Source organism: Corallincola holothuriorum, from assembly GCF_003336225.1.
Classification (GTDB): Bacteria; Pseudomonadota; Gammaproteobacteria; order Enterobacterales; family Neiellaceae; genus Corallincola; species Corallincola holothuriorum.
The window spans coordinates 138723-163136 of the sequence record NZ_QPID01000010.1 but is presented as its reverse complement, the minus strand read 5'-3'; the positions used below and the strand labels follow the sequence as shown (position 1 = coordinate 163136).

Below are 24414 nucleotides of genomic sequence, written 5' to 3'. Positions count from 1 at the left end.
TAATTTGAAGGCAGTATTATAGCAACCGATAGAGAGCGGCTAAATCAGAGAATTCAAAGGTCGGCAGCGAACATGTCGTGGTTTCATATAGTAGCTCCGTTTGCTGCAGGTTAAACCAGCCACTTTGCCATCCAGCCATATGGGCACCATGAACGTCTGCATGCAGGTTATCACCTATATGCAGAAGCTGACGGGGCTTAAGCTTCAACCGCCGTTCGGCTTCGCGAAACAAACAGTGGGAGGGCTTCATTGGCCAACCTTCACCAGCAAACAACGCCAAATCAAAATACTCAGCCAAGCCGATCGCTTCCAAGCTAACATTGCCGTTACTGATCGCCACCAAAGGATAGCGTTCGGCCAGTTGCGCCAGAAGTTGATGTACTTCATCGGCGATAACGACACGATTGCGCAACAGTAAAAAATGCTCAAAGGCATCATGGCTCAAGCGCCGGGCATCGCGGCGATTCACGCCCACCGCCAATGCCATCTCGCGGATCGCCCAACGGCGTAAGCGACTGACATCATGTTGCAAGAACGGATAATGCTTAACCAGTTGATGACGCTTCGCCAACCATTGCTCGCGGCGGTACTGCTGCCATTGCGGTACCTGCTGTTGCAAAAACTCCCAAGTACCTTGCTCTGCGGCTAGGATCACCGGCACATTATCATAGAGCGTATCATCGAGATCGAAGCTGATCGCATCTGCTGCATGATAGCTTCGATAACAGCGCCATTGCGGGATCATGTCAGCTTACTCCTTACGCTTAGCTCGCGGATGGGCTTTATCATAGACCTCTGCCAGATGATTAAAATCTAGATGGGTATATACCTGTGTGGTGCTCAGGTTGGCATGCCCTAGCAACTCTTGCACTGCCCGCAGATCACCTGATGATTCCAACATATGGGTAGCAAAGGAGTGCCGTAACTTGTGTGGATGGACGTTGTCACCCAGCCCCTGGATCTTGGCCCAAAGTTTTAACCGCGCCTCGACGCTACGGGGGGACATGCGCTGGCGTCGCTGACTAACAAACAGCGCCGATTCATCAGCGGGGGCTAACTCTCCCCGCACTTTTATCCAAGCTTTGATCGCATCACGGGCTTGCTTGCCAAAGGGCACGATGCGGGTTTTATTACCTTTACCTGTGACCCTCACTTCCTGCTCTCGCAGATCCACCATCACCATATCCAGTGACACTAGTTCCGCTAGACGCAAGCCACTGGCATAAAACAGCTCAAAAATCGCCTTATCCCGCAATGCGAGCGGATCGTCATCCTGAATATCGAGCAACTGATTTAGCTCATCGACATCCATATTTTTTGGTAGCGGTTTAGCTTGCTTTGGCGCTTGCACGCCATCCGCCGGATTAGATTGAAGGACCCCTTCTCGCAGCAAGAAACGGCAGAAGCTACGTAGAGCCGACAGTCGCAAGTTAAGCGATGAGGCAGCCAGCCCTTGAAAACTTAATTCACTAATATACTCGCGGATATAACTCGGTTTAAGCGCCTGCCAATCAGGCAGATGCTCAGCCATCTCTATACTGAAGTGATTTAAAGTGCGCTGATAATTTTTGCAGGTATGGGGCGAGGACACACGTTCATAACGCAGATAGTCGAGAAAGCGCTGGATCCAATGCTCCAGCGCAGCAGCCGGTTTGCTACTCATCAGCCGTAAGCAGACGAGGCAGCAGAGTCGATAACAGCGCCCGCAATTGATCCACCAATAACGAGTCCATATCTGGCTCAAAATGGTGAGCATCATGACTGCCAATGGCTAAAATACCGTGCGCCTCTCCCGGCTCACCGATCAGCAACAACGCAGCCGATTCGACCGTTTTCTCACCAAACAGCAACCACTGCTCCTGCTGTCCCAAACGACCAAAGTAGCAGCTGCCACCGCCAAGGCGACGAGTAAGTACCTGCTCAGCGTCATCACGGATCAAGGTCAACTGGCGGTCGCCGGCATAGTCAAATAAGCGCAGGGCCACCACGGGCAATCCCAGCTGTTCTGCCAAATGTTGTTGCAACAGCTTCTGCACCTCACTGATCTGATGACAACTCAACAGATCGGTATATAGCTGACTATAAACGCGGAAAATCTTTTCGTTGCGCGATGCCATCGACATCAGCTCAGTGATCTCCTCTTTCAGCTGCTGGTTCTGCTGCCGCAAGACAGTGAGCTGACGCTCCGTCAAAGAGATGGTGCCACGCTCAGCGTGGGGTAAACGCAACTCACTGAGAAGTTCAGGATGTTGAGCGAAAAAATCGGGATGCTGGGCCAAATACTCGGAAACCCGGATATCGTCCAGCTCTGCCAATACTACTTCTTCGCTAGATTGTTCACTCATAAGTTAATCTGTCCATCAAATACAAACTCCGCCGGTCCCGTCATACGTAACGGATTGCCCGGGCCTTGCCAGCGGATCACCAGACTGCCACCAGGCAGATCGACCTGCACTCTTTCGGCCAATTTCCCCTGCAGATAGCCCACAGCAACCGCGCCACAAGCCCCGGTGCCACAGGCCAGGGTTTCGCCTACGCCACGTTCAAATACCCGCAATTTGATATGCTCACGGGAGACAATCTGCATAAAACCGACATTAGCGCCCTCAGGAAAGCGTTCATGCTGCTCCAGCAAAGGGCCCAAGCCTTCAACATCAGCGCTGGTCACATCATCCACTTCCAACACACAGTGGGGATTGCCCATGGAGACAGCGCCAAAAAACACCGTTTTATCGCCGACACGCTCAAGATAGGTCTTTTCTTGTTTATTGGCACGCAACGGTACTTTCGAGGGTTCGAACTCTGGCACCCCCATATTAACGGTGACACCGCCTTCACGCTCGATCTGCAATACGATTTTGCCTGATTTAGTCGTCACCCCGATACGCTGCTTGTTGGTCAGCCCTTTGGAGCGTACAAAGCGAGCGAAACAGCGGGCACCGTTACCGCACTGCTCAACCTCACTACCATCGGCATTAAAGATGCGGTAATGAAAATCAAGCTCAGGATCGTACGGTGGCTCCACCACCAGTAGCTGGTCAAAACCGATACCAAAATTGCGATCCGCTAATTTCCGGATCTGTTCTTTGGAAAGAAACACGTTCTGAGTAACGCTGTCGATGACGACGAAATCATTACCTAAACCATGCATTTTGGAAAAATTAACCAGCATCCACTCGTATCCGCAATATTCTGTACGCTATTCGCAGGCTCGAAGATATAACGAGCACCGACAAATTGAAAAGACTAAATTAGCCAAGCCGCAGCCAGACTAGGGCAACAACGCTTCCCCTTGCCACAACGAAGCTTGGGTTTCCCGCGCACGGATCAGATGCGCCTGTTCACCATCAACCATCACTTCGGCAGCACGAGGTCGAGAGTTATAGTTTGAGCTCATGGTAAAGCCGTAAGCCCCCGCTGAGCGCACCGCCAAGAGGTCTCCTGGCTGCAGCGCAAGCGCACGATCTTTGCCAAGGAAATCTCCGGTCTCACAGATCGGACCAACAATATCGTAAACCGCTTCCGGCTCATCCAGTCGTGGCACCACTGGCACAATCGCCTGCCAAGCACTGTAGAGCGCAGGGCGGATAAGATCATTCATCGCCGCATCAACAATGGCGAAGTTTTTCTCATCACCGGGCTTAATGAACTCGACCTTGGTGAGTAACAAGCCAGCATTGGCCATAATTGCCCGGCCCGGCTCAAACAACAGGGTCAATTCAGGACGGTCAGCGACCCGCTCACGTAAAGCTTTCGCATACACTTCCGGATGCGGCGGTGTCTCATCGTCATAGGTCACCCCTAAACCACCACCAACATCCAGATGACGGATCTCAATACCTTGCTCAGCCAGCTTATCGACCAGAGTCAGCACCCGATCGAGTGCATCAATAAACGGCGACAACTCTGTCAACTGCGAACCAATATGGCAATCCACTCCCACCACATTCAAATGGCTCAAACTGGCGGCTTTCTGGTAGATCTCCGGAGCCTGCTCAATGGCGATACCAAACTTGTTCTGTTTTAACCCGGTAGAAATATAGGGATGGGTTTTCGCATCGACATCTGGATTAACCCGGATAGATACCGGGGCACGCACGCCCATAGATTCAGCCACATGGTTTAGGCGATCAAGTTCCTGACTGCTTTCTACATTAAAGCAGTGGATCCCCAACTCCAGGGCGTAAGCCATCTCTTGTTCGGTTTTCGCCACACCGGAGAAAACCACTTTCGAAGGGTCGCCACCCGCTTGTACCACTCGCGCTAGCTCTCCAGCCGATACGATGTCGAACCCAGCTCCCAACCGCGCCAATACATTCAGGACGGCAATATTTGAGTTCGCTTTCACCGCATAGCAGACCAGATGAGGGTGATCACCAGCAGCGGTTTCAAACGCTTGAAAATGACGTTCAATCGTTGCTCGAGAGTAAACATACAGCGGCGTACCAAAGCGTGACGCCAAGTCAGTCACAGGATTTTGTTCGGCAAACAGTTGGCCGTCCTGATAATTAAAATGGTCCAAATGCGTATTCCTTATCAATCAACAGGCACAGCTTCTACTTCATCAACTGCGGATGGCGCAGCTACTTGTTCGGTTTTTTCAGGGTCAGGCGCTTTCTCTGGCAGATAAAGCGTTCCCTTATTGCCGCAACCCGCGGCAAGTAGCAAAGCACACGCCAGTAGTAAGCCTATTTTCTTTTCCATCATGGCAGTCGGTGATCTGAATCAAAATGACCTCTATAATCGCACCCATACGGATAAAAGCAAAGCGGACCAAGAATGAACGATAGCCAATATCACCAATTAGCCGATCAACAGATGAGCGCCATTGAACAAGCAATCGATGACGCCGGTGCCGATATCGATTATGAAAGCCAAGGTGGGATCCTGACACTGGAGTTCGAAAATCGCAGTAAAATTATTATTAACAAGCAAGCACCACTGCATCAGTTATGGCTAGCAACCAAGTTTGGTGGCTATCACTACAACTATGTTGATGGTCAGTGGATAGATGATCGCAGCGGTGATGAATTTACTACTGTATTAAGCAGCGCCATCAAACAGCAAAGTGGCGAAGAGGTCTCTTTCTAATGGCCGATAGCAGCTTAGAACCACTCGATTATGTAGAACTGAACCCAAAACAGGAAGCAGATGCCTGCGTGATCTGGCTGCATGGCTTGGGCGACTCCGGTGATGGCTTTGCTGGTGTCCCCCCCTATCTGGATCTAGCGGAAAATCATCGTATTCGCTTTATCTTTCCCCACGCCCCCGTGCGCCCAGTGACCATTAATAACGGTATGGCGATGCGCGCATGGTACGACATCAAAAGCATGGATCTGGAGGGCAGAGCACCGCTGGATGAGGTGCTGGTGTCGTGCCAGCAGGTCACCGCACTAATAGAGCAACAAATCGCTAAAGGGATCCCGTCATCTAGGATCTTATTAGCAGGCTTCTCTCAAGGAGGCGTTATCGCACTGCATCTCGCGGTCAGATATGCGCAGCCATTGGCAGGGTTGGTAGCATTATCAACCTATCTGTGTCAGCCCAGCTTGATGGCGGGGCAGGCCAGCCCGGAAAATCGCCAACTAGCGATCTTTTTTGGTCACGGCACACAAGATGAGGTGGTGCCTTATGCGGCAGGTAAAGCCGCCGTCGAGACTTTAACAGCAAATGGTTTTAACGTGGCGTTCAATACCTATCCGCTCGCCCACACAGTGGATCTTAATGAGCTCAAGGAGATCGGTGGGTTTATTCAGAAACAGCTGCCACCACTCAACGACTGAGCGAAAATAGCGACAACAGGGGATTTAATACTGAAGGGTCAGACTGCTTGCGGTACTGGCTCGGCAGCGACACTTTGACGGCATGAACGGTACGGCTGCACCTGCACGTCATCACTCCCCATACTAACAATGTCGTAAAACTGTGGCAGATTAAAGTTTACCTGCTCCGCACTGCACGCCTGCTCCGAAGAGGTGAAGAAGCGGTTCACACTCTGCACGAGATCTTCCCGACTACCGTTGTAGTCACCATAGGCCTCGACACGATTGTTCTCATCAACCACGTAGATATTCAGTTGATCAGCCAACTGTTCAAAGAAGTACTGGACTAAGCCTTCACTGGCATTGGCCTCCACCACTTTCGGCACCATCAGCTCGCCACTGTCATCAAACTGCACTGCCGCATGTTCGCGCTTACATTTTGAGATATGACGGTACAGGTCCACGGAATTATCGATCTGCTGACTGCTGACCTCTTTTGCCGAGAAGGTCAAACCATACTTGTCGCGGCCGATAGGTACCACCATCAGGTGAGGGCGGTGACAATCGCGATGCAGACGATGCTCTATCGACTCTTGCAGCATACCTTGCACGCGACGACGTATCTGACTGGAAAACTGTTCGCTGTAGCAGAACAGGTCGATCTGCGTCGGCGGGCTGGCATGTTTACTCATCTTATTGGTGATCGCTTTAATGCCATCCAATAGCGCTTGCTCACCACTAAAGCTGGTTACATGCAGCTCATTCCAGCTATTCAGATAAAGCAGATCAATACTTGTCACCAAGCATTGCTGCTCGGGGCCAAATTTCAACACATCATGGCTACTGACATCGAAATCGATCACGCGGTCGCGCCAACGTACCGTTGGATCGGCAACCAAGTTGATGAATACCGCTAACTGACCAATCTGACTAGGTCGCGACAACGCTTGCTTGTCCACCGCCGGACGCCGTACCGGAAAACAATTGCGTAAATCACTGCTGCATTGTTGCAACGTCCGCAGATCCAGCGCGCTACACTGGCGATAGAGATAAAGCTCGCTGTCGTTCGTCATCACGCCATTAAAATGCGCCCAACTCATGACCTTCAGCAGTGAATCGGCATGCTTTTGTGGCTTGGCCCCGATCAATTTTGAGGTTTCCAACGGGCGCTTATACAGATACCAACCGGCATCAACTTTACGCCCTTCCGGTACCTCAATCAGGGTGATTTCCGGCTCATGGAGATCAGGAGATATCTGCGGATTGATCAGGTTAATTTTCGAGGGCAAGCTTTCAAATGCGGAGTAGAGTTTGCGTGACAAGATAGAGATATCTTCGGGATTAATCGCATCAGAGAGATCGTTGTCACGGGCAAACTGAATTAGTTTGCGGAAACTAAGTAGCTGCGTATCCAGCAACTCAGTGTACGCCACACGCACCTGTTCCACTTTCCAGTGACTGCGATTATCTAGATGACGAAGTTTTTCCTGATCCCAGCCCCAGCTATCTACCAGTTCACGGATCGCTTGCCGTCGCCACTCACCCTCATGGCGATCCGGAGAACTCAGTTTTTCATGGGTTTTCAAATAGAAGCAACGACGTGCCAGATCTAGGCGCTGCATATCGCCCTGACTCTCAAGATAGTCAGTAACCTTTAACAACATACGATAATAAGGATCTAACAGCAGCGGATCGTCACAGCCCTCATGGAGAATACGCTTCAGTTCCACGCAAAGCAGCTTACTGTGCGGGTATTCGTGGGAATACGCCTCCATCAGCAAAGTTTTGATAACGGCTTTGTAGGGAGAGTCGATCCCCTTATAAAGCTGCCAAAGCGTCGCACCAAAATACTCTTCAGCCGGAACACCACTGAAACCGCCCATATCCAGCCATTCGCTCTTATCCACTTCTCCACTTTCATAAAAGCCTTCTACAACTTCGTTGTAATTCGCTTCCTGATCGGCAGGGATCAATGACCAAACAAGGTGACGCCCGGCAATACGGACTGCACTGCGGTAAAATTCATCTAACAGCAACCAGTGCTGCGCACTACCGCAGTTATCTTCACTGAGCACCTGATTGTGACCACTACGGAACTGCTCGGGGTTCACTAGGAAGAAATTGGCTTCAACACCCATGGTTGCAGCCCAAGCGGTGAGTTGCTCACACTTCAGGCGCAGGGATTCAAGTACGGCCGGTGCTAAATGGCAATGATGGCACACCCAGATATCCAGATCGCTTTCACTGCACTGACCGATAGAAGCGGTCGAGCCCATGCAGTAGAGGCCAATAATATCGGTCTGCTGAGGGCTTGGTAGTTGCTCAATTCCAGCACCGCCCATATTGCGGATCAGCTCTTCGGTTAACGAAAGCTGCTGATTACTGGGCTCAAAATTGGCAATACCTGACGGCGTATCGAGGGAAACAAAGCCGGGCAGTTCAGGATGATTGAAGTGGAACAGGGTAGGTAACAGGCGGAAAACACGACGCCCCACAGTGGTCAGACCAGCTTCCGCACGGCTGAGACGAAGCTGGTTGTAATTGACAACCCGCTGCTTCACTCTCGTTAACTGTGCAATCTGCAAATCAACCGACCTCTGCAACCTGTTAAATAATTGTTATTGGTGAACCACATTGCACCAGGCAAACGGCGTGATCAAGGCGGTATTTTCTGTTGGTATTGTGAGCAGCATAACAGTACTCAATTGCTCAGTAAACCAACAACCCTATTTGTTGTAAGCGTTTTTGGGTATATTCCTTTATCTATTAACAAGCGATCAACATTAATCCATGCCCGCAACACTCAATATCAAAGTTAATATCACGCCACCAGAACCAAGCGCACAGATCGAGCATCAGTGGCATTGGCGGCGTATCTGCGGCCTGATTTTGGCTTTGGCTTGTGCCTCCAGCCTGTTGTTTTACTTTGTTTTTATAGATGAAAAAGCGAACAACACCCTAGCTGCCGAAGGCGCTGTCGTTGTGGCAAATGACGTAGATAGAACGCTGCCTGTCGCCGCCGTACTGCCCATTGCAACAGAACGGCTAGCTGCTGAAGTGCAACCACAGACGCCTGCCGCTGAGGCAGCAAAGTTACCCAAGCCAGCAGCAGACGAAACAGCAGAGATCGACGTCGAACACCCACCCGTAGCCTTACCAAGTGAACCGGCGACGGCAAACAGCGCGCCGTTACAAGTACCACCAGCAACAATCGAGGAGACGCCGGCAGCTGAGCAGATAATGACCCTTGAACAGGAGGCAGCATCAGAGCCAGCCGTACCCACTGACACTATCGGCATGGCGCTGCTAAAACCAAAACTGGTGGAACGCCACACGCTCACCACCGCCATTGTTCAGAAAGAGCCACAAGACAAACTGCCCGCAGGCAGCATCGTCACAGGGGGGGAGCTACAAACCCTGTACTACTTTACCGAGCTCTCTGGGTTAGCAGGAAAAACCGTGCATCATCGCTGGCTCTACAATGAACGAGTGATCGCTGATATCTCACTCCGTGTGGGCAGTGATCGCTGGCGTACCTATTCAAGTAAGCGTATCTCTGCCAGTTTGCCGGGACAATGGCGGGTAGAACTACGTGGCCCAAGCCAAGAATTATTGGCCTATTACGACTTCTATCGCCAACCTTAAACGGCCTAGCAACGCGTAGTGCAGATCGAATAACTCTGTTTAAAAACAAACAGCAAGTAGCCACGATGACCTGACCATAACAGCATGGTAGGATGAGTTTATCTATCGATATTGATCCGCTGTTATGACTCACACCATCCGCATTGCAACACGAAAAAGTCCACTGGCCATGTGGCAAGCCGAATTTGTCGCAGCCAGCTTGCAGGCTGCTCATCCGGATCTCACCATCGAACTGGTACCTATGAGCACCAAAGGCGATAAGATCCTTGATACACCACTGGCGAAAGTCGGTGGCAAAGGTCTGTTCGTTAAAGAGCTGGAAGTCGCTATGCTTGAGGGCCGTGCCGATATCGCTGTGCACTCAATGAAAGATGTGCCCGTCGACTTTCCCGAAGGTTTGCTGCTCCACACCATCTGCGAACGGGAAGATCCCCGCGATGCCTTTGTCAGTAATCACTTCGCCAGTATCGACGAGCTGCCAGCAGGATCCGTGGTTGGCACCTCAAGCCTCCGTCGTCAGTGTCAATTGCGCAGCAAGCGCCCAGATCTGGTGATCAAAGATCTACGGGGCAATGTAAATACCCGCTTAGCCAAGCTGGATGCCGGCGAATATGACGCCATCATTCTGGCTACCGCAGGCTTATTACGTTTAGAGATGCCGCAGCGTATCCGAGCCAAACTCAGCCCCGAACAGATCTTGCCAGCCGTCGGCCAGGGCGCCGTCGGTATTGAGTGTCGTGCCGATGATCTGCAAACGCAAAGCCTACTGGCAGCATTGCAGCATGAAGCCACCACGGCGAGAGTGACGACAGAGCGCGCGATGAACCTGAGATTGCAAGGCGGTTGCCAGGTGCCGATCGGCAGCTATGCCGAGATCGTTGACCAGCAACTTTGGTTACGCGGTCTTGTCGGCCACCCAGACGGCTCAGTGATGTACACCGCTGAAGCCAGAGCGCCTATTGCTGATGCCGTCAGCTTAGGTCATCAGGTCGCCGATGACCTGCTGGCGCAAGGGGCTGATAAAGTACTGGCTGAGGTATACAACGACGCATGAGTGCTCCCGCTGGGATCCGAATGCTTATCACCCGACCGCAAGGGCGAGGAGAAGCGCTGCAAGCTAAAGCTGCAGCGCTTGGTTGTCAGTGCGAACTACTACCGCTGCTACAGATCCTGCCCGGCCCAGATATTAAAAGTGCAGCGCAGCAACTCGCCAAGCTCTGCGCCGACGACAAGGTGATAGCCACCAGTCAATATGCTTTGTTCGCCTTGGCTGACACCGTAACCCACTGGCCATCCAGCGAAACGATTGCCATAGGTAATGCCACAGCCACTCACTGGCAGGCTCTGGGAGTAAACGCCACCGTGCCCCAGCATGCAGACAGTGAAGGCATACTGATGCTGCCGTCGCTGCAGCCCAACGCTATCGCGGCTAAGCAGGTCGTCATCCTCAAAGGCGTAGGCGGGCGCACACTGCTAGAAGACGAATTAGCACAACGCGGTGCCGTTGTGCACAGTTTTGACCTCTACCGACGCCAGCCCCATGGCAACACCTCACGCTTGGCCGATATCTTAAAACAGAAAAGAATCAACACGCTATTAGCCACCAGCGCTGAGCTGGTCGAGTTAATCGACCAGGTAATCCCAGAGAACTCAGCACAGAAACAAGCACTTACCCTACTAGTGCCGAGTAAACGCGTGAAAGAGATCGCACAATCGCTTAATTTTACTAATATTATCAATACTCAAGGCGCAAGTGATGATGCCGTCATCAGGGTATTGTCAGAAATGACCAACACAGGTAACGCCAATGGCTGAACAAGAGAATAATAAAAACATTCAACCCGACGCAGACACCTCATCCGCCAAGGCCGAATCAACGACGCCTTCACCGGCCAAAACAGAGCCGCAGCCTAAGGCTGCCGCGGTCAGCAAAGCGGCTACCAATTCGCCGGCCAAGAGCCGACTCGCACAGCTGGCATTGCTGCTGTCAGTGATCGCTATCGCCCTGCTACTGTTTATCAGCTATCACCTGTATCAACGAGGGCACGACGCCGGTACTGATATCGCGGAACTCAAATCAAAAGCACTACAACAGCAACTGCAGCTAGATAAGATGCAGCCCCTCAACCAACTGTCCGCCAAAATCGGAGCATTAAAGCTGGATTGGGATGGCCGTTTTGAACGCCAATCGGTAGAGATGGATCGCCTCAGTAATACCTTATTGTCATTGGCAAGCCGTCAACCAAGTGATTGGCTGCTGGCAGAAACCAACTATCTGGTGCGCCTGGCGGGCCATAAACTGTGGTTAGAGCACGATGTCACCACGTCTCTGATGTTGTTACGGGAAGCGGATCAACGCCTAGCTGAATTGCAAGATCCCAGCTTAATCCCGCTGCGCGCAGATTTAGCCAAAGATATGGCAGCACTGAAAGCATTGCCGGATCTTGATCGCAGTGAGATAGCCTTGACCTTGAGTGCACTCACCAGTCAAGTAACTGAACTGCCTCTGAAAGGGGTTGTTCTTCCTGATCTAGATGAGGCCATAGCAGAAAACCGCCTCAGTCACTCACCTGAAGACTGGAAAGATAACCTAATCAAAACCTGGCATTCATTTGCCGATGATTTCATTACCATACGCAAACGCACGGACGATGTGGAACCGCTACTCGCACCGGATCAACGCTGGTATCTGCAGGAAAACCTGCGTGCCAAGCTGATGCTGGCGCAGCTTGCCCTGTTTCGCGAGCAGCAAGGTGTGTATCAAGACGCCCTAGCTACCGCCCATGAATGGATCAATACCTACTTCATCGATGACTCCGACTTAGGTAAGTCGATGCAGGCAGAGCTTCTGGCATTGCAAAAGCACAATATCGAGCCCAGCTATCCAGAAGACTTTATGGTTCGCCAACCTCTGGAGCGGATCTTGGAAAAACGCCTGAAGTCACTACTGCAGAGCGACGCGCCTGTACAGCAAGACAAAGCCGTCGTCACGGAGCCACCACCCGTAGACGTCAAGCCAACCGACGAGGCAGCGCCAGAAGAGTCCCCAGAAGCGCAAGCACAGCCTCAGCAGGAGATACCAGCCAACGAGGTACCGGCAGCTGACAGCGCAGATAAGGGCGAGCAGATATGAGCAAGCTGATCATTCTTATTGTCATTGCCGCAGCAGGGCTCATCCTGGGACCAGGGCTGGCTGGAAACAAGGGCTACGTCCTGTTCGCCCTAGGGCATACCACCATCGAAATGACGGCTGTGACGTTTAGCCTGTTATTAACCGTAGCGCTACTCAGTATCTGGCTGATTGAATGGCTGCTGAAGCGCACGATCAACGCTACCCGCCAAGCCCGTGAATTGATCTCCGGTCGCCGCCGACGTCAATCCCGTCAGTTTACCCGCAGTGGCCTGCTCGCCTTGATGAGCGGCGAATGGGCTAACGCCGAAAAACTGATGACCAAAGGCGCCAAAGGGGCTGCGCTGCCTGTCATTAACTATCTCGGTGCCGCAGAAGCCGCGCAGGCACAAAATTTAGTTGAGCGACGCGACGAATACCTTAAATTGGCACATAGAAAGCAGGGAAACAACCCGTTAGCCGTGGCTTTAACGCAGGCGAGGTTGCAGATCCAACAGGGTCAAAAAGAGCAGGCCTTAGCCACATTAAGCAGTATTCAGCGCGAGTACCCAGATAGCCCCCACGCTGTCATGTTATTAAAGGAGCTGTATCTACAGCTGGAAGATTGGGCGAACTTGCTGGATCTATTGACACCGTTACGACAATCAAAGCGTATGCCTAGTGCTGAGCTCGATGCCCTAGAACGACAGGCACAGCAGGGTTACTTTGCTCAGCTCGGTTCTCACCAGAGTGGGCAAGGGTTGCAGGAACATTGGCAAAGCCTATCACGCAAGCTGCGCCACGATCCCACCATTACCGCCAGTTATGTCAGCCAAATGCTGCGCTGCGGCGAAGATGATGAAGTGCAGTCCATACTGATAAAGGCACTGCGCAAGCAGGTCGATGGCGCACTACTGGATCTGGTGGTCAAACTGAAAGCGGAGCCCGAAGCTCTGTTACTGGAAGCAAAGCATTGGCTAAAGGGTCAAACGGAGAATCCCCACTTGCTGGCAACACTGGGTCAACTCAGCCTAAAAGCGAAACGCCTGGAAGACGCAAAAACCTACCTTGAGAAATCGCTAAGACTGGCACCATCGACAACCGCCCATGTGGCACTGGCAGAGGTGCATGCGGCCAGTAATAACCCCGACCAAGCGCTGAAACATTATCGCCAAAGCAGTTTAGATCTAACCTAGGCAAATGAGTGAATAGATAACAGATACAGGCCAACAGAAAGTTGGCCTGAGGTATGCGCTAGATAAACGCGTAGGCGTCACCGTATAGATGATCAGGGTGCAGCCCTTGACGGGCAAATGCGGCTCGCACAACACCGGCCATCTCAAATGGACCGGCCACATACACATCGTAACTGTCCAGGCTGACAAAATCCTCCAACACAGCTTCATGCACCTTGCCCTGCTTTCCCTGCCAACCCGATGGCGGGTTCTCTAACACCGGAATAAAGTGGAAATGCGGAGTTTGCTGCGCCCATTGCTGTGCTAACGGCGCCAAGTACAAAGAGCGCCGATCACGACCGCCCCAATAAAGATAAACCGGTTGTGATAGAGGCTGTTTCAGCAGTTCGCCAACAATAGAACGGGCATATGAGAAACCCGTGCCGCCGATCACCAAAATGATAGGACGTGCCAATGGTTGTCGCAGTTGCGCATCCCCCAACGGCAACTCCACCTGAATATCACGATTAACCTGCAGGAAGTGGATCACCTCCATCGCCTTGCCATCGCGGGTAGACGCGCCGATATGCAGCTCGATCACATTGTCACCGGGAACCGATGCAATAGAGAACGGGCGCTTGTCCCGCTCAGTAATGCATAACTGCAGATACTGACCTGCGGCAAACTCAACCGGCGTTTGGCAACGCAACTTCACCCGATAGACAAACTCGGTCAACGGCGTAACTGTCTCTACCTTACACTGCAGGATCTGCGACACTTTTTGAAACTCCTCACCTGAAAGCCGTCGGGACACATTGACCCCAACCAGTCTCTATATTCAGCCAATCTCTATCGTTAAATCGCTAGTCGGTGTCGCCAAGCAGGCGTAACACCAACCCTCTTGCTGTTCTGGCACTGTTAGCATCGGCGCCATCCGAGGGTAGCACACGGTACCGGAAGTCACCCTGCATAAGCAACTGCCACAACCACCTTGACGACAACGATGTGGCCAAGGCACAGGCGCAGCTAATGCTGCTTGCAGCAAGGTCTCGCCCCCATCGACGGTAAACTCATATTCACCGTCATTCACCTGCACCTGAAAAACCTGACTCACTTCAGGATATCCAGCTCATCCCATAGCTCATCGACTCGGCTCTTAACCGCTTCATCCATGGTGATCGGTTCGCCCCATTCACGGTCGGTTTCCCCTGCCCATTTATTGGTGGCATCAAGCCCCATTTTTGACCCTAAGCCTGCCACAGGGGAGGCAAAGTCGAGATAATCAATCGGCGTATGTTCCACAAAGGTGGTGTCACGCTTAGGATCCATCCGTGTGGTGATCGCCCAGATCACATCTTGCCAATCACGGGCATTGATATCGTCATCGCAAACAATCACAAACTTGGTATACATAAACTGACGTAGGAACGACCACACCCCCATCATGACTCGCTTGGCATGTCCCGGGTACTGTTTCTTGATCGTCACCACGGCCATACGATACGAGCAACCTTCCGGCGGCAGATAAAAATCGGTGATTTCGGGGTACTGCTTCTGCAAGATCGGTACAAACACTTCATTCAGTGCCACCCCTAATACTGCCGGTTCATCAGGCGGACGACCAGTATAGGTACTATGGTAGATTGGATTCTCACGCATGGTGACATGGGTAACAGTAAACACAGGGAAGCGCTCAACTTCGTTGTAGTAGCCGGTGTGATCGCCATAAGGCCCTTCATCCGCTTCTTCACCTGGTTCAATATAACCTTCAAGCACAATTTCAGCGTGCGCTGGCACCTCTAAATCACAGCTCAAACAACTCGCTACTTCGGTGTTACTGCCCCGGAGTAAACCGGCAAAGGCATACTCTGAAAGCGTGTCCGGTACCGGCGTAACCGCCCCCAGCGTTGTCGCAGGATCGGCGCCCAACGCCACTGCCACGGGGAATTTTTCACCAGGATGCGCTTGCTGCCACTCTTGAAAGTCTAACGCACCACCACGGTGGGATAACCAACGCATAATCAGCTTGTTGCGACCAAGCAGTTGCTGGCGGTAAATTCCCAGATTCTGACGTTTTTTAAGTGGTCCACGGGTGATGGTCAAACCCCAGGTCACTAATGGGGCAACATCTCCCGGCCAGCAATGCTGGATCGGCAACGCCGTCAAATCTACTTCATCACCACTCATCACCACCTGCTGACACGGCGGGCGTTTAATCTTTTTGGTGGGCATATTTAACACCTGACGGAACGCAGGCAGCTTATCGATCAATTCACGGAAGCCTTTCGGTGGCTCAGGCTCCTTCAAGTAAGCCAATAACTTACCCACATCCCGTAACGATGCCACATCATCATGCCCCATCGCCAAAGCGACCCGCCGCGGCGTACCAAACAAGTTGGCCAACACCGGCACCTGATGCCCTTTCGGGTGTTCAAACAGCAACGCTGGCCCTTCTGCCCGCAGGGTACGATCGCAGATCTCGGTCATTTCCAGATAAGGGTCAATGGTTTGTGATACCCGCTTTAGCTCCCCCATCTCTTCAAGATGTGCGATAAATTCTCGTAAATCCCTATATTTCATCTGTTTGCTACCCAATCTTTGATTGACGTCATTATAACGATGACAGTGAACCATGCCATGCCCAAGCTCTCTTCCTCAGCACCTATACTTCAACAAGATATCTGCCGGAGTCGCCTATGCAACTCACCGCCGAACTGCTCTTGCTCCTATGCGCCATCAGCGCGCTGGTGATCGGCTCTGCCGTGCGGCAGATGCTGCATGGGAAAAAACTACCCTACACGGTGGCACTGATGTTGGTCGGCCTCCTACTTGGCGGGCTGGACCGCAGCGGTTTGTTGCGAGAGATCGACCCCGTCAGCAATCAAATGGTCAGCTACATCGCCACCATGGAACCCCACCTGATCCTCGCGCTGTTTCTGCCCATCTTAATCTTCGAATCAGCCTTCAATATGGAGCCGCACTTATTTAAACGGCTATTTCCACAGATCAGTTTACTCGCCGTGCCTGGACTGATTATTGCCACCGTACTCACCGCTTGGGCCTGCCGCATGTTTTTGCCCTGGCAATGGAGTTGGACCGAAGCTCTACTATTTGGCGCGCTGATCAGTGCAACTGATCCGGTGGCGGTCGTCGCTCTCCTCAAGGAGCTTGGCGCACCAAAGCGCTTGGAAACACTGCTGGAAGGGGAGTCACTCCTCAACGACGGCACCGCCATTGTCATCTTCCTGCTATTCCTTGGGCTGTTGCAGCCGGGTGCCACCATGAGCGGTATGACGCTGGTCGATTTTGTGGTGGTCGCCATCGGCGGAGGGGTACTCGGCTGGTTGATTGGCCGCCTATTCCTCATCTGGATGCGACGCTTGCAGCAGGATCCATTGGCTCAGATCAGTCTCTCCGTCGTGTCCGCTTTTTTTTGCTACATGCTGGCGGAAGTAGTACTCCACCTTTCCGGCGTCGTCGCCGTGGTAGCCTTAGGGCTTACCCTCGCCACCCACATCGCCCTTTGGCTACCGAACAAGGTGATACGGTTTCTTGATCAGTTCTGGCACCTATTGGCACATGTCGCCAATACGCTGGCATTCCTGCTGGTTGGCATCACCATCGCGGTCAATATTCCGTTAGACGACAAATTGTCTTGGGGACTGATCCCCTGGGTGTACTTAATCGTCATGTTGGTACGCACAATCACCGTTGCCCTGCTTTATCCCGCTCTAAAGAAAATGCCAGGGGGCTTTCGCCTCGACAAAGCGATAGTACTGGTATGGGGTAGCCTACGGGGCGCTGTCGCTCTCGTACTCGCCTTAAGCCTGATGCATGCGCCGAGCTTAAGCGACGAACGTGGCCATCAAATCCTCTTCCTCACCGCAGGGGTGGTATCACTGACCCTACTTATCAATGCCGCCACCATGCGCCACCTTTGCCAATGGTTAAAGTTGGACCGGTTATCACCCGCCAAACAAGCCGCCATGGACCATGCCTGCGGTTTGCTCAATCAAGCAACGCTAGCCAGCGCTGCCGAACTAAAGAATAACCCCCATCTACGCCTCAGTAACTGGCCTAGAATTGAGCAGCAATTGGGAATTCAACAGACTCACGAACTCGGCACTCCAACCGATCGGGAAGCCCTATTCCGTCAGTTATTGGAGGCCGAGCGCCAGCTCTATTGGCAACAGTATCACCAGGGCTATCTCAGCCGCAGTGCCCTGCATAAACTGCTCCAAGCGCTCGACTTGGCACTGGATGGCAAGCCGCAATTAAACCATCATCAAATTTTGGATCAGCTCACCAAACCGCCGCTTTGGCACCGCTTAATCAGTCAGTTTCCGGGATGGCAAAACAATACCTTGGCACTGGGACAGCAGAGGCTGCGCCTGCAATACGATATGGCACGGGGATTTGTCCAGGCACAACAGGATCTGCAGATCCTGCTACCCACACTTTCGCCGCCCGTAGAGATAGCCAATGAAGTAATGCACTTACTCCATGAAAACCAACGTCAGCTTGAGTTCCGGCTCGCAGCATTAGAACAGCACTACCCCGCTTTATGTCGGGCATTACAAACCCATATCAGTCAACGTGTACTGCTCAACAATCGAGCTGAAACGATTGAAAAATTGGCCAGCCAAGGCTTGCTGGAAAGTGGGGAGAGAGAAAAGCTGCTTACCGACAACCAAATGAAAAAGGCGCAGTTACAGCACTTCAAACTGCCCTCACTGCATGAAAACCAGTTACAACAACTACAGCAATTAGAGTCTCTACAAAAATGGCCCATCGAACACCTGCAGTCACTACTCAGACATGGCCAGCACCGATTGATCGACGAAGGCGAGCTGCTGTTCAACGAAAAGAGCAGATCATGTTGGCTACTGTTGTTGGCGGGAACAGTGCAGGTTTTTGATACCGACAAAGGCCACATCACCGATATCAGTGCCAAGGGGGCGGGGGTGCAACTAGGTCAAGACCCAGCAACACCCACCCCTTGTACCAATCGCGCCAAAGCGATCTGTGCTGTTGAGGTACTGAGCTTTGATCAGCAGCAATGGCAAGCCATGGCCAAAGAGTACCCGGTATTAATAAAAAGGCTGCTCAATCTACCAAAATAGAAGTAATTATCGTCGCTTCACTGGCATTACCGGCGGCTTGAATTATCTTTTCTTATGAGGTGGATAGGAGAGTATGAATGGACGACAAACTGTTATTCAGTGAAGAAGAAGTCGCGGTTCCCAGTAATCACGACGCACAACAGTTTTGGCATGTGTTAATCGCCGATGATGAACCGGCAGTGCATCAGATCACCACCATGGTGCTCGGCGGCATGGAAGTTCAAGGCCGACCTCTGAAGCTGATCAGCGCTTATACCGGTGAAGAAGCATTGCAAGTGATGGCAGAGCGAGAAGATATCGCACTGGCGTTACTTGATGTAGTGATGGAAACCCCCGATGCCGGTCTCAACTGCGCCCGCGTGATCCGTGAAGAGATGAAAAACAAATACACGCGCCTCGTTCTTAGAACCGGTCAGCCAGGGCAAGCTCCGGAAGAGCAAGTCATTCGAGACTATGACATCAACGATTACAAAGACAAAACCGAACTAACCTCCACCAAAATGAAAACGCTCGTCTACTCCACTATCCGCAGCTACCGCGACATATGCACCGTCAATCAAAGTCGTAAAGGGTTACGCCGGGTTATCGACGCAATCAGTGAAGTCAATGAATCACACACGTTACGCACGCTCGCCTCGGCCATACTCGATCAGATCATCAACTTACTGGGTCTCCAGTCAGATGCGATCTGCTGCCGCCAACTCAGCGCTTACGCCGCCAGCGTACAGGAAGGCCACTACCATGTGCTGGCTACCAGTGGTGACATGGACAAATACAAGGATGTGCAATCCATTGACGAACTGCCTGCAGAAGTTGCCAATGCCTTTAAAAAAGCATCAGAAACACAGGGATCATTCGCTACCGAACACTACTACGTCTGCTACAAGCGCTCTCACATGGGGGCAGAAAACTTGCTCTATTTGGAGTATCCGGGAGATCTCACCGATCTCGACCAACAACTACTGGAGATCTACGCCTCCAATGTTGGCCTTACCTACGAAAACCTGTTGATCCGGGAAGAGGTGGAGGATACCCAGAGGGAGCTTGTTTATATCCTAGGTGAAGCTGTTGAGGGGCGCTCAAAGGAGACCGGCGCCCATGTTAAACGGGTTGCCAAAATCAGCCATTTTCTCGCACTCAGCTATGGCTTAGACGAAGAATCGGCAGACTTAATCAAGTATGCATCGCCCCTGCATGACATCGGCAAGATCGGTATCGCCGACAGTATTCTCAATAAACCAGGCAAACTGGACGATGTGGAATGGCAAACCATGCAGACCCACGCCAATTTTGGTGAAACCCTGCTGGCACGTTCCGGCAAGCGAATACTTAAGCTCGCCTCAGTGATTGCCGGGCAGCATCATGAACGTTGGGATGGCACAGGTTACCCAAGAGGGTTAGCGGGAGAAGAGATCGACGTAGCCGCCAGGATCACTGCCGTGGCCGACGTGTTAGACGCCTTGGCCAGCCAGCGTTGTTATAAAGAGGCATGGTCATACGACAAAATTGTCGATCTAATGCAAAGAGAGCGTGGTAAACAGTTTGAACCGCGCCTTGTTGACCTATTGATAGAGAACTTCGAACAGATTAAGGCGATCCGGGCACGTTACCCGGATTAAACCTATAAACACCAGCGAAGAGATTACGCCCCGCGACGGCGCAACTGAGGAAGCAACAAACCAAACAGAGCCAAACTGGCAAGCAGAGGGGTTGCTGGTGCATCCACATCAATCAAACGCACATTGTCGATCAAACCACCTAGAGAGTTGCTGATACCGCCCGCACTTAACTCAAGGTCGTAAGCACCTTGTTGCAACCAAATCTTATAACTCACCGTTTGCCAGCCTTGCTGGGAACGCTTTGTTTCGTTGAAGCTGGCCAAATCAGGGCTCAACGGCAGCAAGCCAACATTGATGATGTTGTCATTTGGCCTATTGGTACGTGCCGCATAACTGAAGCTCAACTCAAACAAACTTGCTTGCTCAACCTGTACCGTCTGCTGCATAGCAGAATTGTTGTAACTATCGAGTTCAACGACCCAAGGGTTATCATCCTCAGGGTTGCTGTTGGTGTAGAGATGATATTTACCCACTTCAATGCCGGATCCTGCTGTCGTTTGCCAACCAATCAACGACTGATAAACAGACCAACTGCGTGTGGGTGTTTGTTCAAACTGATCAAAACTGCCATTTACAATCAAGTTTGCCGAGGCCAATGGCGCCCATAGCAATGCCAAGAAAGAGACCACAAAAGAGGTTTTCAACATCGGGGTTCCCTACTACAGATCGCCGAATGACGACGATAACAACTGAGAATACCGCTGCAGTATATCAGCTAACACTCAAATAATTAACAACTCTGTACATTTGATAAACAAAAACCCGCCAATATGGCGGGTTTTCTATGCTAAAAAAAACGTGTCAGACTATGACTTTTGCTTCTTCATCGCATCAAAGAACTCATTGTTAGTTTTGGTCATGGCCAACTTATCAATCAAGAATTCCATACCATCGCTTTCATTCATAGGATGAACGATTTTACGCAAAATCCACATCTTCTGCAGTTCATCCGGTGCCGTCAGCAGCTCTTCGCGGCGGGTACCAGAACGATTGATGTTGATAGCTGGATAAACACGTTTTTCAGCAATCTTACGATCCAGGTGAACTTCAGAGTTACCAGTTCCCTTGAACTCTTCGTAGATCACTTCATCCATCTTCGAGCCGGTATCGATCAGCGCAGTAGCGATGATCGTCAAGCTACCACCCTCTTCAACATTACGCGCCGCACCAAAGAAACGCTTCGGACGATGCAAGGCGTTGGCATCAACACCACCGGTAAGTACTTTACCGGAGCTAGGGATCACAGTGTTGTAAGCCCGTGCCAGACGGGTAATGGAATCAAGTAAGATCACCACATCTTTCTTATGCTCAACCAGACGTTTGGCTTTCTCAATCACCATTTCGGCCACTTGAACGTGACGGCTTGCTGGTTCATCGAAGGTAGAAGCAACCACTTCTCCCTGTACCAAACGCTGCATCTCTGTGACTTCTTCTGGGCGTTCATCAATCAACAACACCATCAATACACACTCAGGGTGATTGTAGGCAATTGACTGCGCCAGGTTCTGCAACAGCATAGTTTTACCGGCTTTAGGTGGTGCAACCACCAAACCGCGTTGGCCTTTACCGATGGGGCAAGCCAGATCCAGCACTCGTGCGGTGATATCTTCGGTCGAACCGTTTCCTCGCTCCAAACGCAGGCGTTCGTTAGCGTGCAGTGGCGTGAGGTTTTCAAAAAGGATTTTACTGCGGGCGTTTTCCGGTCTGTCGAAGTTCACTTCATTGACTTTCAACAGTGCAAAATAGCGTTCGCCATCTTTGGGCGGGCGAATTTTTCCGGCAATGGTGTCGCCAGTACGCAGATTAAAGCGGCGGATCTGACTCGGCGATACATAGATATCATCCGGTCCGGCCAAGTATGAGCTATCGGCGCTGCGAAGGAAGCCAAAACCATCCTGCAAAATCTCAAGAGCCCCTCCACCAAAGATATCCTCGCCACTTTTCGCATGGGCTTTAAGAATTGCGAAGATGATGTCCTGTTTGCGAGCACGAGCCAGATTATCTAGCTTCATCGACTCTGCGATGGCAACGAGTTCTGAGATGGGTTTGTTCTTTAATTCAGTTAGATTCATATCGGTGGGTTTCTTGAATGGTGGGTATTAAGCACGCAGAATGCGTGGCTGAACCCTGGATATTCCCGAGAATATTTAATGTTAAAAAGGATTTATATTGAAAATTGGTCAGGAAATGCTCAAAGCAGGATCAGATTAGCAGCTTAAATTAGGGGCGTCCACTAAATGCGGCGGAATTCCCGCCGCATTGTCGAGCACGATCAAATGTTGGCGTCGAGAAACTCTTTTAATTGAGTTTTAGACAGCGCACCCACTTTAGTCGCAATCACATTACCGCCCTTGAATAACAGCAGAGTAGGGATACCACGAATGCCGTATTTAGGGGGAGTTTGAGCATTCTGGTCGATATTCAGCTTGCCAATGGTCAGCTTTCCATCGTACTCATCAGCCACTTCATCCAAGATAGGGGCGATCATTTTACAAGGACCACACCACTCGGCCCAAAAATCTACCAATACCGCTTGGTCTGCAGCCAGTACGTCAGCTTCAAAGCTATCATCGCTTAGCTGAACAATCTTTTCGTTCATTTTCTTCTCCGCTTTATTAATCGACTAGCGCGAAGCGCATGTGCACTAGCGTTAGTATTTCAAATCATCTCAAGTTGTAAAGCAAGCGCAACCTGATATGCTTGGCGCCATGAGTAAAACACACCTATCAGATACGCGCTTTGACGCGTTTGATCTCCGTCCGGAGGTCCTCGCCGCCCTGCATAGCAAGGGTTTTGAATATTGTACGCCCATCCAAAAGATGAGCCTGCCAGTGGCATTAGCCGGTGGAGACGTTGCAGGGCAAGCCCAAACAGGCACAGGTAAAACCATTGCCTTTCTTGTTGCAACCGTCAACTACCTGTTAAACAACCCTGCTGCTGAAGAGCGCAAGCCACAGGATCCGCGTGCAATTATTATTGCACCGACCCGAGAATTGGCCATTCAGATCTACCATGATGCTGAAGCGCTGGCGAAAAGCTCAAACTTGCGCCTAGGTCTGGTATATGGGGGCGAGGGATACGAATCTCAACGGCAAACGCTCAATGAAGGTGTTGATATCCTTATTGGCACTTGCGGCCGCCTGATTGACTATTTCAAGCAGGGCATTTTCAGCCTCAACCATATCCAAGCCGTAGTATTGGATGAAGCTGACCGTATGTTTGACCTCGGTTTCATTAAAGATATTCGCTATCTTTTCCGCCGCATGCCTGAGCCTGATAACCGACTCAACCTTTTGTTTTCTGCCACATTATCGATGCGCGTTCGTGAGTTAGCCTACGAGCATATGAATGATCCGACTCACGTTCACGTCGAGCCGGAAAAGATGACGGCAGATCGCGTTAAAGCAGAACTGTTTTATCCCTCTAACGAGCATAAAATGCCGCTGCTGCTGACCTTGATGGAAGAAGAGTGGCCGGATAAAGCAATTGTCTTTGCTAATACCAAGCACCAATCGGAAGCAGTTTGGGGCCATCTAGCCGCTGACGGCCACCGAGTTGGACTGCTCACGGGTGACGTACCTCAGCGCAAGCGCGTAAAAATTCTCGAGCAATTTACCGATGGTAGTTTAGATATTCTGGTAGCGACAGATGTTGCCGCCCGTGGTTTACATATTCCAAAAGTGACTCACGTCTTTAACTACGATCTGCCAGATGACTGTGAAGATTACGTTCACCGTATAGGCCGGACAGGCCGTGCTGGCGAAAGTGGCCACGCCATCAGTTTTGCTTGTGAACGTTACGCACTGAATCTGCCAGCAATTGAAAGCTATGTTGGTCATGACATTCCCGTCAGCCAATATGATCCTACGGCTCTGCTGGATGATCTGCCTGCGCCGATCCGTCAGCACCGCCCAAGACGCAGTGGCGGCGGACAGAACCGCTCTTCACAACGCCGCAGCGGTGGCCATCGCCGAGGCTAAT

The 24414-nt window shown here is 51.5% G+C and carries 23 protein-coding genes; 10 read left to right on the top strand and 13 right to left on the bottom strand.

From position 1 onward, the window contains the following. Positions 1–16: 16 nt before the first annotated feature. From DU002_RS15795 to lptM, 6 genes are all read right to left on the bottom strand, one after another. Positions 17–745 carry an HAD-IA family hydrolase gene (locus DU002_RS15795; RefSeq protein ID WP_114339369.1) on the bottom strand — a complete coding sequence of 243 codons (729 nt, stop codon included), beginning with the start codon at positions 743–745 and terminating at the stop codon, positions 17–19. Between the two features lie 6 nt (positions 746–751). Further along, complete coding sequence (xerC, locus tag DU002_RS15790; RefSeq protein ID WP_114339368.1) at positions 752–1663, bottom strand: tyrosine recombinase XerC; 912 nt, start codon at positions 1661–1663, stop codon at positions 752–754. Beyond that, positions 1656–2345 carry a DUF484 family protein gene (locus DU002_RS15785; protein ID WP_114339367.1) on the bottom strand — a complete coding sequence of 230 codons (690 nt, stop codon included), beginning with the start codon at positions 2343–2345 and terminating at the stop codon, positions 1656–1658. The genes xerC and DU002_RS15785 overlap by 8 nt, the downstream gene beginning before the upstream one ends. Next, positions 2342–3172 carry a diaminopimelate epimerase gene (dapF, locus tag DU002_RS15780; protein WP_114339366.1) on the bottom strand — a complete coding sequence of 277 codons (831 nt, stop codon included), beginning with the start codon at positions 3170–3172 and terminating at the stop codon, positions 2342–2344. The genes DU002_RS15785 and dapF overlap by 4 nt, the downstream gene beginning before the upstream one ends. Before the next feature lie 99 nt (positions 3173–3271). Next, complete coding sequence (gene lysA, locus DU002_RS15775; protein WP_114339365.1) at positions 3272–4522, bottom strand: diaminopimelate decarboxylase; 1251 nt, start codon at positions 4520–4522, stop codon at positions 3272–3274. A gap of 14 nt (positions 4523–4536) precedes the next feature. Continuing rightward, positions 4537–4707, bottom strand: a complete 171-nt coding sequence (gene lptM / locus DU002_RS19450) for an LPS translocon maturation chaperone LptM (protein WP_199405261.1) — start codon at positions 4705–4707, stop codon at positions 4537–4539. A 72-nt stretch (positions 4708–4779) separates the two neighbouring features. On the opposite strand from lptM, the gene cyaY reads away from it, so the two are divergent. Both cyaY and DU002_RS15760 read left to right on the top strand, forming a co-directional pair. Continuing rightward, the gene (gene cyaY, locus DU002_RS15765; RefSeq protein ID WP_114339363.1) at positions 4780–5091 is read left to right on the top strand and encodes an iron donor protein CyaY; all 312 of its coding nucleotides are present in this window, start codon (positions 4780–4782) and stop codon (positions 5089–5091) included. After that, positions 5091–5783 carry an alpha/beta hydrolase gene (locus tag DU002_RS15760; RefSeq protein ID WP_114339362.1) on the top strand — a complete coding sequence of 231 codons (693 nt, stop codon included), beginning with the start codon at positions 5091–5093 and terminating at the stop codon, positions 5781–5783. The genes cyaY and DU002_RS15760 overlap by 1 nt, the downstream gene beginning before the upstream one ends. Before the next feature lie 38 nt (positions 5784–5821). Here DU002_RS15760 and DU002_RS15755 read toward each other — a convergent pair whose 3' ends face one another. Beyond that, positions 5822–8347, bottom strand: coding sequence for a class I adenylate cyclase (locus DU002_RS15755; RefSeq protein WP_158538085.1), 2526 nt, complete (start codon positions 8345–8347; stop codon positions 5822–5824). A 205-nt stretch (positions 8348–8552) separates the two neighbouring features. Between DU002_RS15755 and DU002_RS15750 the strand changes: the two genes are divergently transcribed. The 5 genes from DU002_RS15750 to DU002_RS15730 all read left to right on the top strand — a co-directional run bounded on the left by DU002_RS15750 (position 8553) and on the right by DU002_RS15730 (position 13712). Further along, positions 8553–9407 (top strand): DUF2914 domain-containing protein, encoded by an 855-nt coding sequence (locus tag DU002_RS15750; RefSeq protein WP_114339360.1) that lies wholly within the window; start codon positions 8553–8555, stop codon positions 9405–9407. Between the two features lie 124 nt (positions 9408–9531). After that, entirely contained in the window at positions 9532–10461 is a 930-nt protein-coding gene (gene hemC / locus DU002_RS15745) for a hydroxymethylbilane synthase (RefSeq protein WP_114339359.1), read from the top strand. Beyond that, on the top strand, positions 10458–11222 hold the full coding sequence (locus DU002_RS15740; RefSeq protein ID WP_114339358.1) for a uroporphyrinogen-III synthase: 765 nt from the start codon (positions 10458–10460) through the stop codon (positions 11220–11222). Before hemC ends, DU002_RS15740 begins: the two co-directional genes overlap by 4 nt. After that, the gene (locus DU002_RS15735) at positions 11215–12540 is read left to right on the top strand and encodes a uroporphyrinogen-III C-methyltransferase (RefSeq protein WP_114339357.1); all 1326 of its coding nucleotides are present in this window, start codon (positions 11215–11217) and stop codon (positions 12538–12540) included. Before DU002_RS15740 ends, DU002_RS15735 begins: the two co-directional genes overlap by 8 nt. Next, positions 12537–13712, top strand: coding sequence for a heme biosynthesis HemY N-terminal domain-containing protein (locus tag DU002_RS15730; RefSeq protein ID WP_114339356.1), 1176 nt, complete (start codon positions 12537–12539; stop codon positions 13710–13712). Before DU002_RS15735 ends, DU002_RS15730 begins: the two co-directional genes overlap by 4 nt. 58 nt (positions 13713–13770) lie before the next feature. On the opposite strand, the gene fre is transcribed toward DU002_RS15730, so the two are convergent. From fre to ubiD, 3 genes are read right to left on the bottom strand one after another with little or no spacing between them, the layout of a single operon-like run. Beyond that, positions 13771–14469, bottom strand: coding sequence for an NAD(P)H-flavin reductase (gene fre / locus DU002_RS15725; protein ID WP_199405260.1), 699 nt, complete (start codon positions 14467–14469; stop codon positions 13771–13773). Between the two features lie 60 nt (positions 14470–14529). Beyond that, positions 14530–14805 (bottom strand): 2Fe-2S iron-sulfur cluster-binding protein, encoded by a 276-nt coding sequence (locus DU002_RS15720; RefSeq protein ID WP_199405259.1) that lies wholly within the window; start codon positions 14803–14805, stop codon positions 14530–14532. Continuing rightward, entirely contained in the window at positions 14802–16271 is a 1470-nt protein-coding gene (ubiD, locus tag DU002_RS15715; RefSeq protein ID WP_114339401.1) for a 4-hydroxy-3-polyprenylbenzoate decarboxylase, read from the bottom strand. The genes DU002_RS15720 and ubiD overlap by 4 nt, the downstream gene beginning before the upstream one ends. A 116-nt stretch (positions 16272–16387) precedes the next feature. On the opposite strand from ubiD, the gene DU002_RS15710 reads away from it, so the two are divergent. Both DU002_RS15710 and DU002_RS15705 read left to right on the top strand, forming a co-directional pair. Beyond that, positions 16388–18814 carry a cation:proton antiporter domain-containing protein gene (locus tag DU002_RS15710; protein WP_114339355.1) on the top strand — a complete coding sequence of 809 codons (2427 nt, stop codon included), beginning with the start codon at positions 16388–16390 and terminating at the stop codon, positions 18812–18814. A gap of 77 nt (positions 18815–18891) precedes the next feature. Next, positions 18892–20433, top strand: a complete 1542-nt coding sequence (locus tag DU002_RS15705; RefSeq protein ID WP_114339354.1) for a DUF3369 domain-containing protein — start codon at positions 18892–18894, stop codon at positions 20431–20433. Between the two features lie 23 nt (positions 20434–20456). Here the strand turns inward: DU002_RS15705 and DU002_RS15700 are convergent, their stop codons facing one another. The 3 genes from DU002_RS15700 to trxA all read right to left on the bottom strand — a co-directional run bounded on the left by DU002_RS15700 (position 20457) and on the right by trxA (position 23032). Then, entirely contained in the window at positions 20457–21080 is a 624-nt protein-coding gene (locus DU002_RS15700) for a DUF642 domain-containing protein (protein WP_114339353.1), read from the bottom strand. 159 nt (positions 21081–21239) lie between these two features. Further along, positions 21240–22505, bottom strand: a complete 1266-nt coding sequence (rho, locus tag DU002_RS15695; RefSeq protein ID WP_114339352.1) for a transcription termination factor Rho — start codon at positions 22503–22505, stop codon at positions 21240–21242. Positions 22506–22705: 200 nt separating this feature from the next. Beyond that, the gene (gene trxA, locus DU002_RS15690) at positions 22706–23032 is read right to left on the bottom strand and encodes a thioredoxin TrxA (RefSeq protein ID WP_114339351.1); all 327 of its coding nucleotides are present in this window, start codon (positions 23030–23032) and stop codon (positions 22706–22708) included. A gap of 109 nt (positions 23033–23141) precedes the next feature. On the opposite strand from trxA, the gene rhlB reads away from it, so the two are divergent. Beyond that, entirely contained in the window at positions 23142–24413 is a 1272-nt protein-coding gene (gene rhlB / locus DU002_RS15685) for an ATP-dependent RNA helicase RhlB (protein WP_114339400.1), read from the top strand. The last annotated feature ends 1 nt before the right edge of the window (position 24414 follow it).

Coding starts and splice junctions, on each gene's coding strand:
- xerC (WP_114339368.1), bottom strand. CDS start 1,663: ATGAGTAGCAAACCGGCTGCTGCGCTGGAGCATTGGATCCAGCGCTTT.
- DU002_RS15710 (WP_114339355.1), top strand. CDS start 16,388: ATGCAACTCACCGCCGAACTGCTCTTGCTCCTATGCGCCATCAGCGCG.
- trxA (WP_114339351.1), bottom strand. CDS start 23,032: ATGAACGAAAAGATTGTTCAGCTAAGCGATGATAGCTTTGAAGCTGAC.
- DU002_RS15730 (WP_114339356.1), top strand. CDS start 12,537: ATGAGCAAGCTGATCATTCTTATTGTCATTGCCGCAGCAGGGCTCATC.
- cyaY (WP_114339363.1), top strand. CDS start 4,780: ATGAACGATAGCCAATATCACCAATTAGCCGATCAACAGATGAGCGCC.
- rhlB (WP_114339400.1), top strand. CDS start 23,142: ATGAGTAAAACACACCTATCAGATACGCGCTTTGACGCGTTTGATCTC.
- hemC (WP_114339359.1), top strand. CDS start 9,532: ATGACTCACACCATCCGCATTGCAACACGAAAAAGTCCACTGGCCATG.
- DU002_RS15705 (WP_114339354.1), top strand. CDS start 18,892: ATGGACGACAAACTGTTATTCAGTGAAGAAGAAGTCGCGGTTCCCAGT.
- ubiD (WP_114339401.1), bottom strand. CDS start 16,271: ATGAAATATAGGGATTTACGAGAATTTATCGCACATCTTGAAGAGATG.
- DU002_RS15700 (WP_114339353.1), bottom strand. CDS start 21,080: ATGTTGAAAACCTCTTTTGTGGTCTCTTTCTTGGCATTGCTATGGGCG.
- DU002_RS15760 (WP_114339362.1), top strand. CDS start 5,091: ATGGCCGATAGCAGCTTAGAACCACTCGATTATGTAGAACTGAACCCA.
- DU002_RS15740 (WP_114339358.1), top strand. CDS start 10,458: ATGAGTGCTCCCGCTGGGATCCGAATGCTTATCACCCGACCGCAAGGG.
- DU002_RS15735 (WP_114339357.1), top strand. CDS start 11,215: ATGGCTGAACAAGAGAATAATAAAAACATTCAACCCGACGCAGACACC.
- lptM (WP_199405261.1), bottom strand. CDS start 4,707: ATGATGGAAAAGAAAATAGGCTTACTACTGGCGTGTGCTTTGCTACTT.
- dapF (WP_114339366.1), bottom strand. CDS start 3,172: ATGCTGGTTAATTTTTCCAAAATGCATGGTTTAGGTAATGATTTCGTC.
- rho (WP_114339352.1), bottom strand. CDS start 22,505: ATGAATCTAACTGAATTAAAGAACAAACCCATCTCAGAACTCGTTGCC.
- DU002_RS15785 (WP_114339367.1), bottom strand. CDS start 2,345: ATGAGTGAACAATCTAGCGAAGAAGTAGTATTGGCAGAGCTGGACGAT.
- DU002_RS15795 (WP_114339369.1), bottom strand. CDS start 745: ATGATCCCGCAATGGCGCTGTTATCGAAGCTATCATGCAGCAGATGCG.
- DU002_RS15750 (WP_114339360.1), top strand. CDS start 8,553: ATGCCCGCAACACTCAATATCAAAGTTAATATCACGCCACCAGAACCA.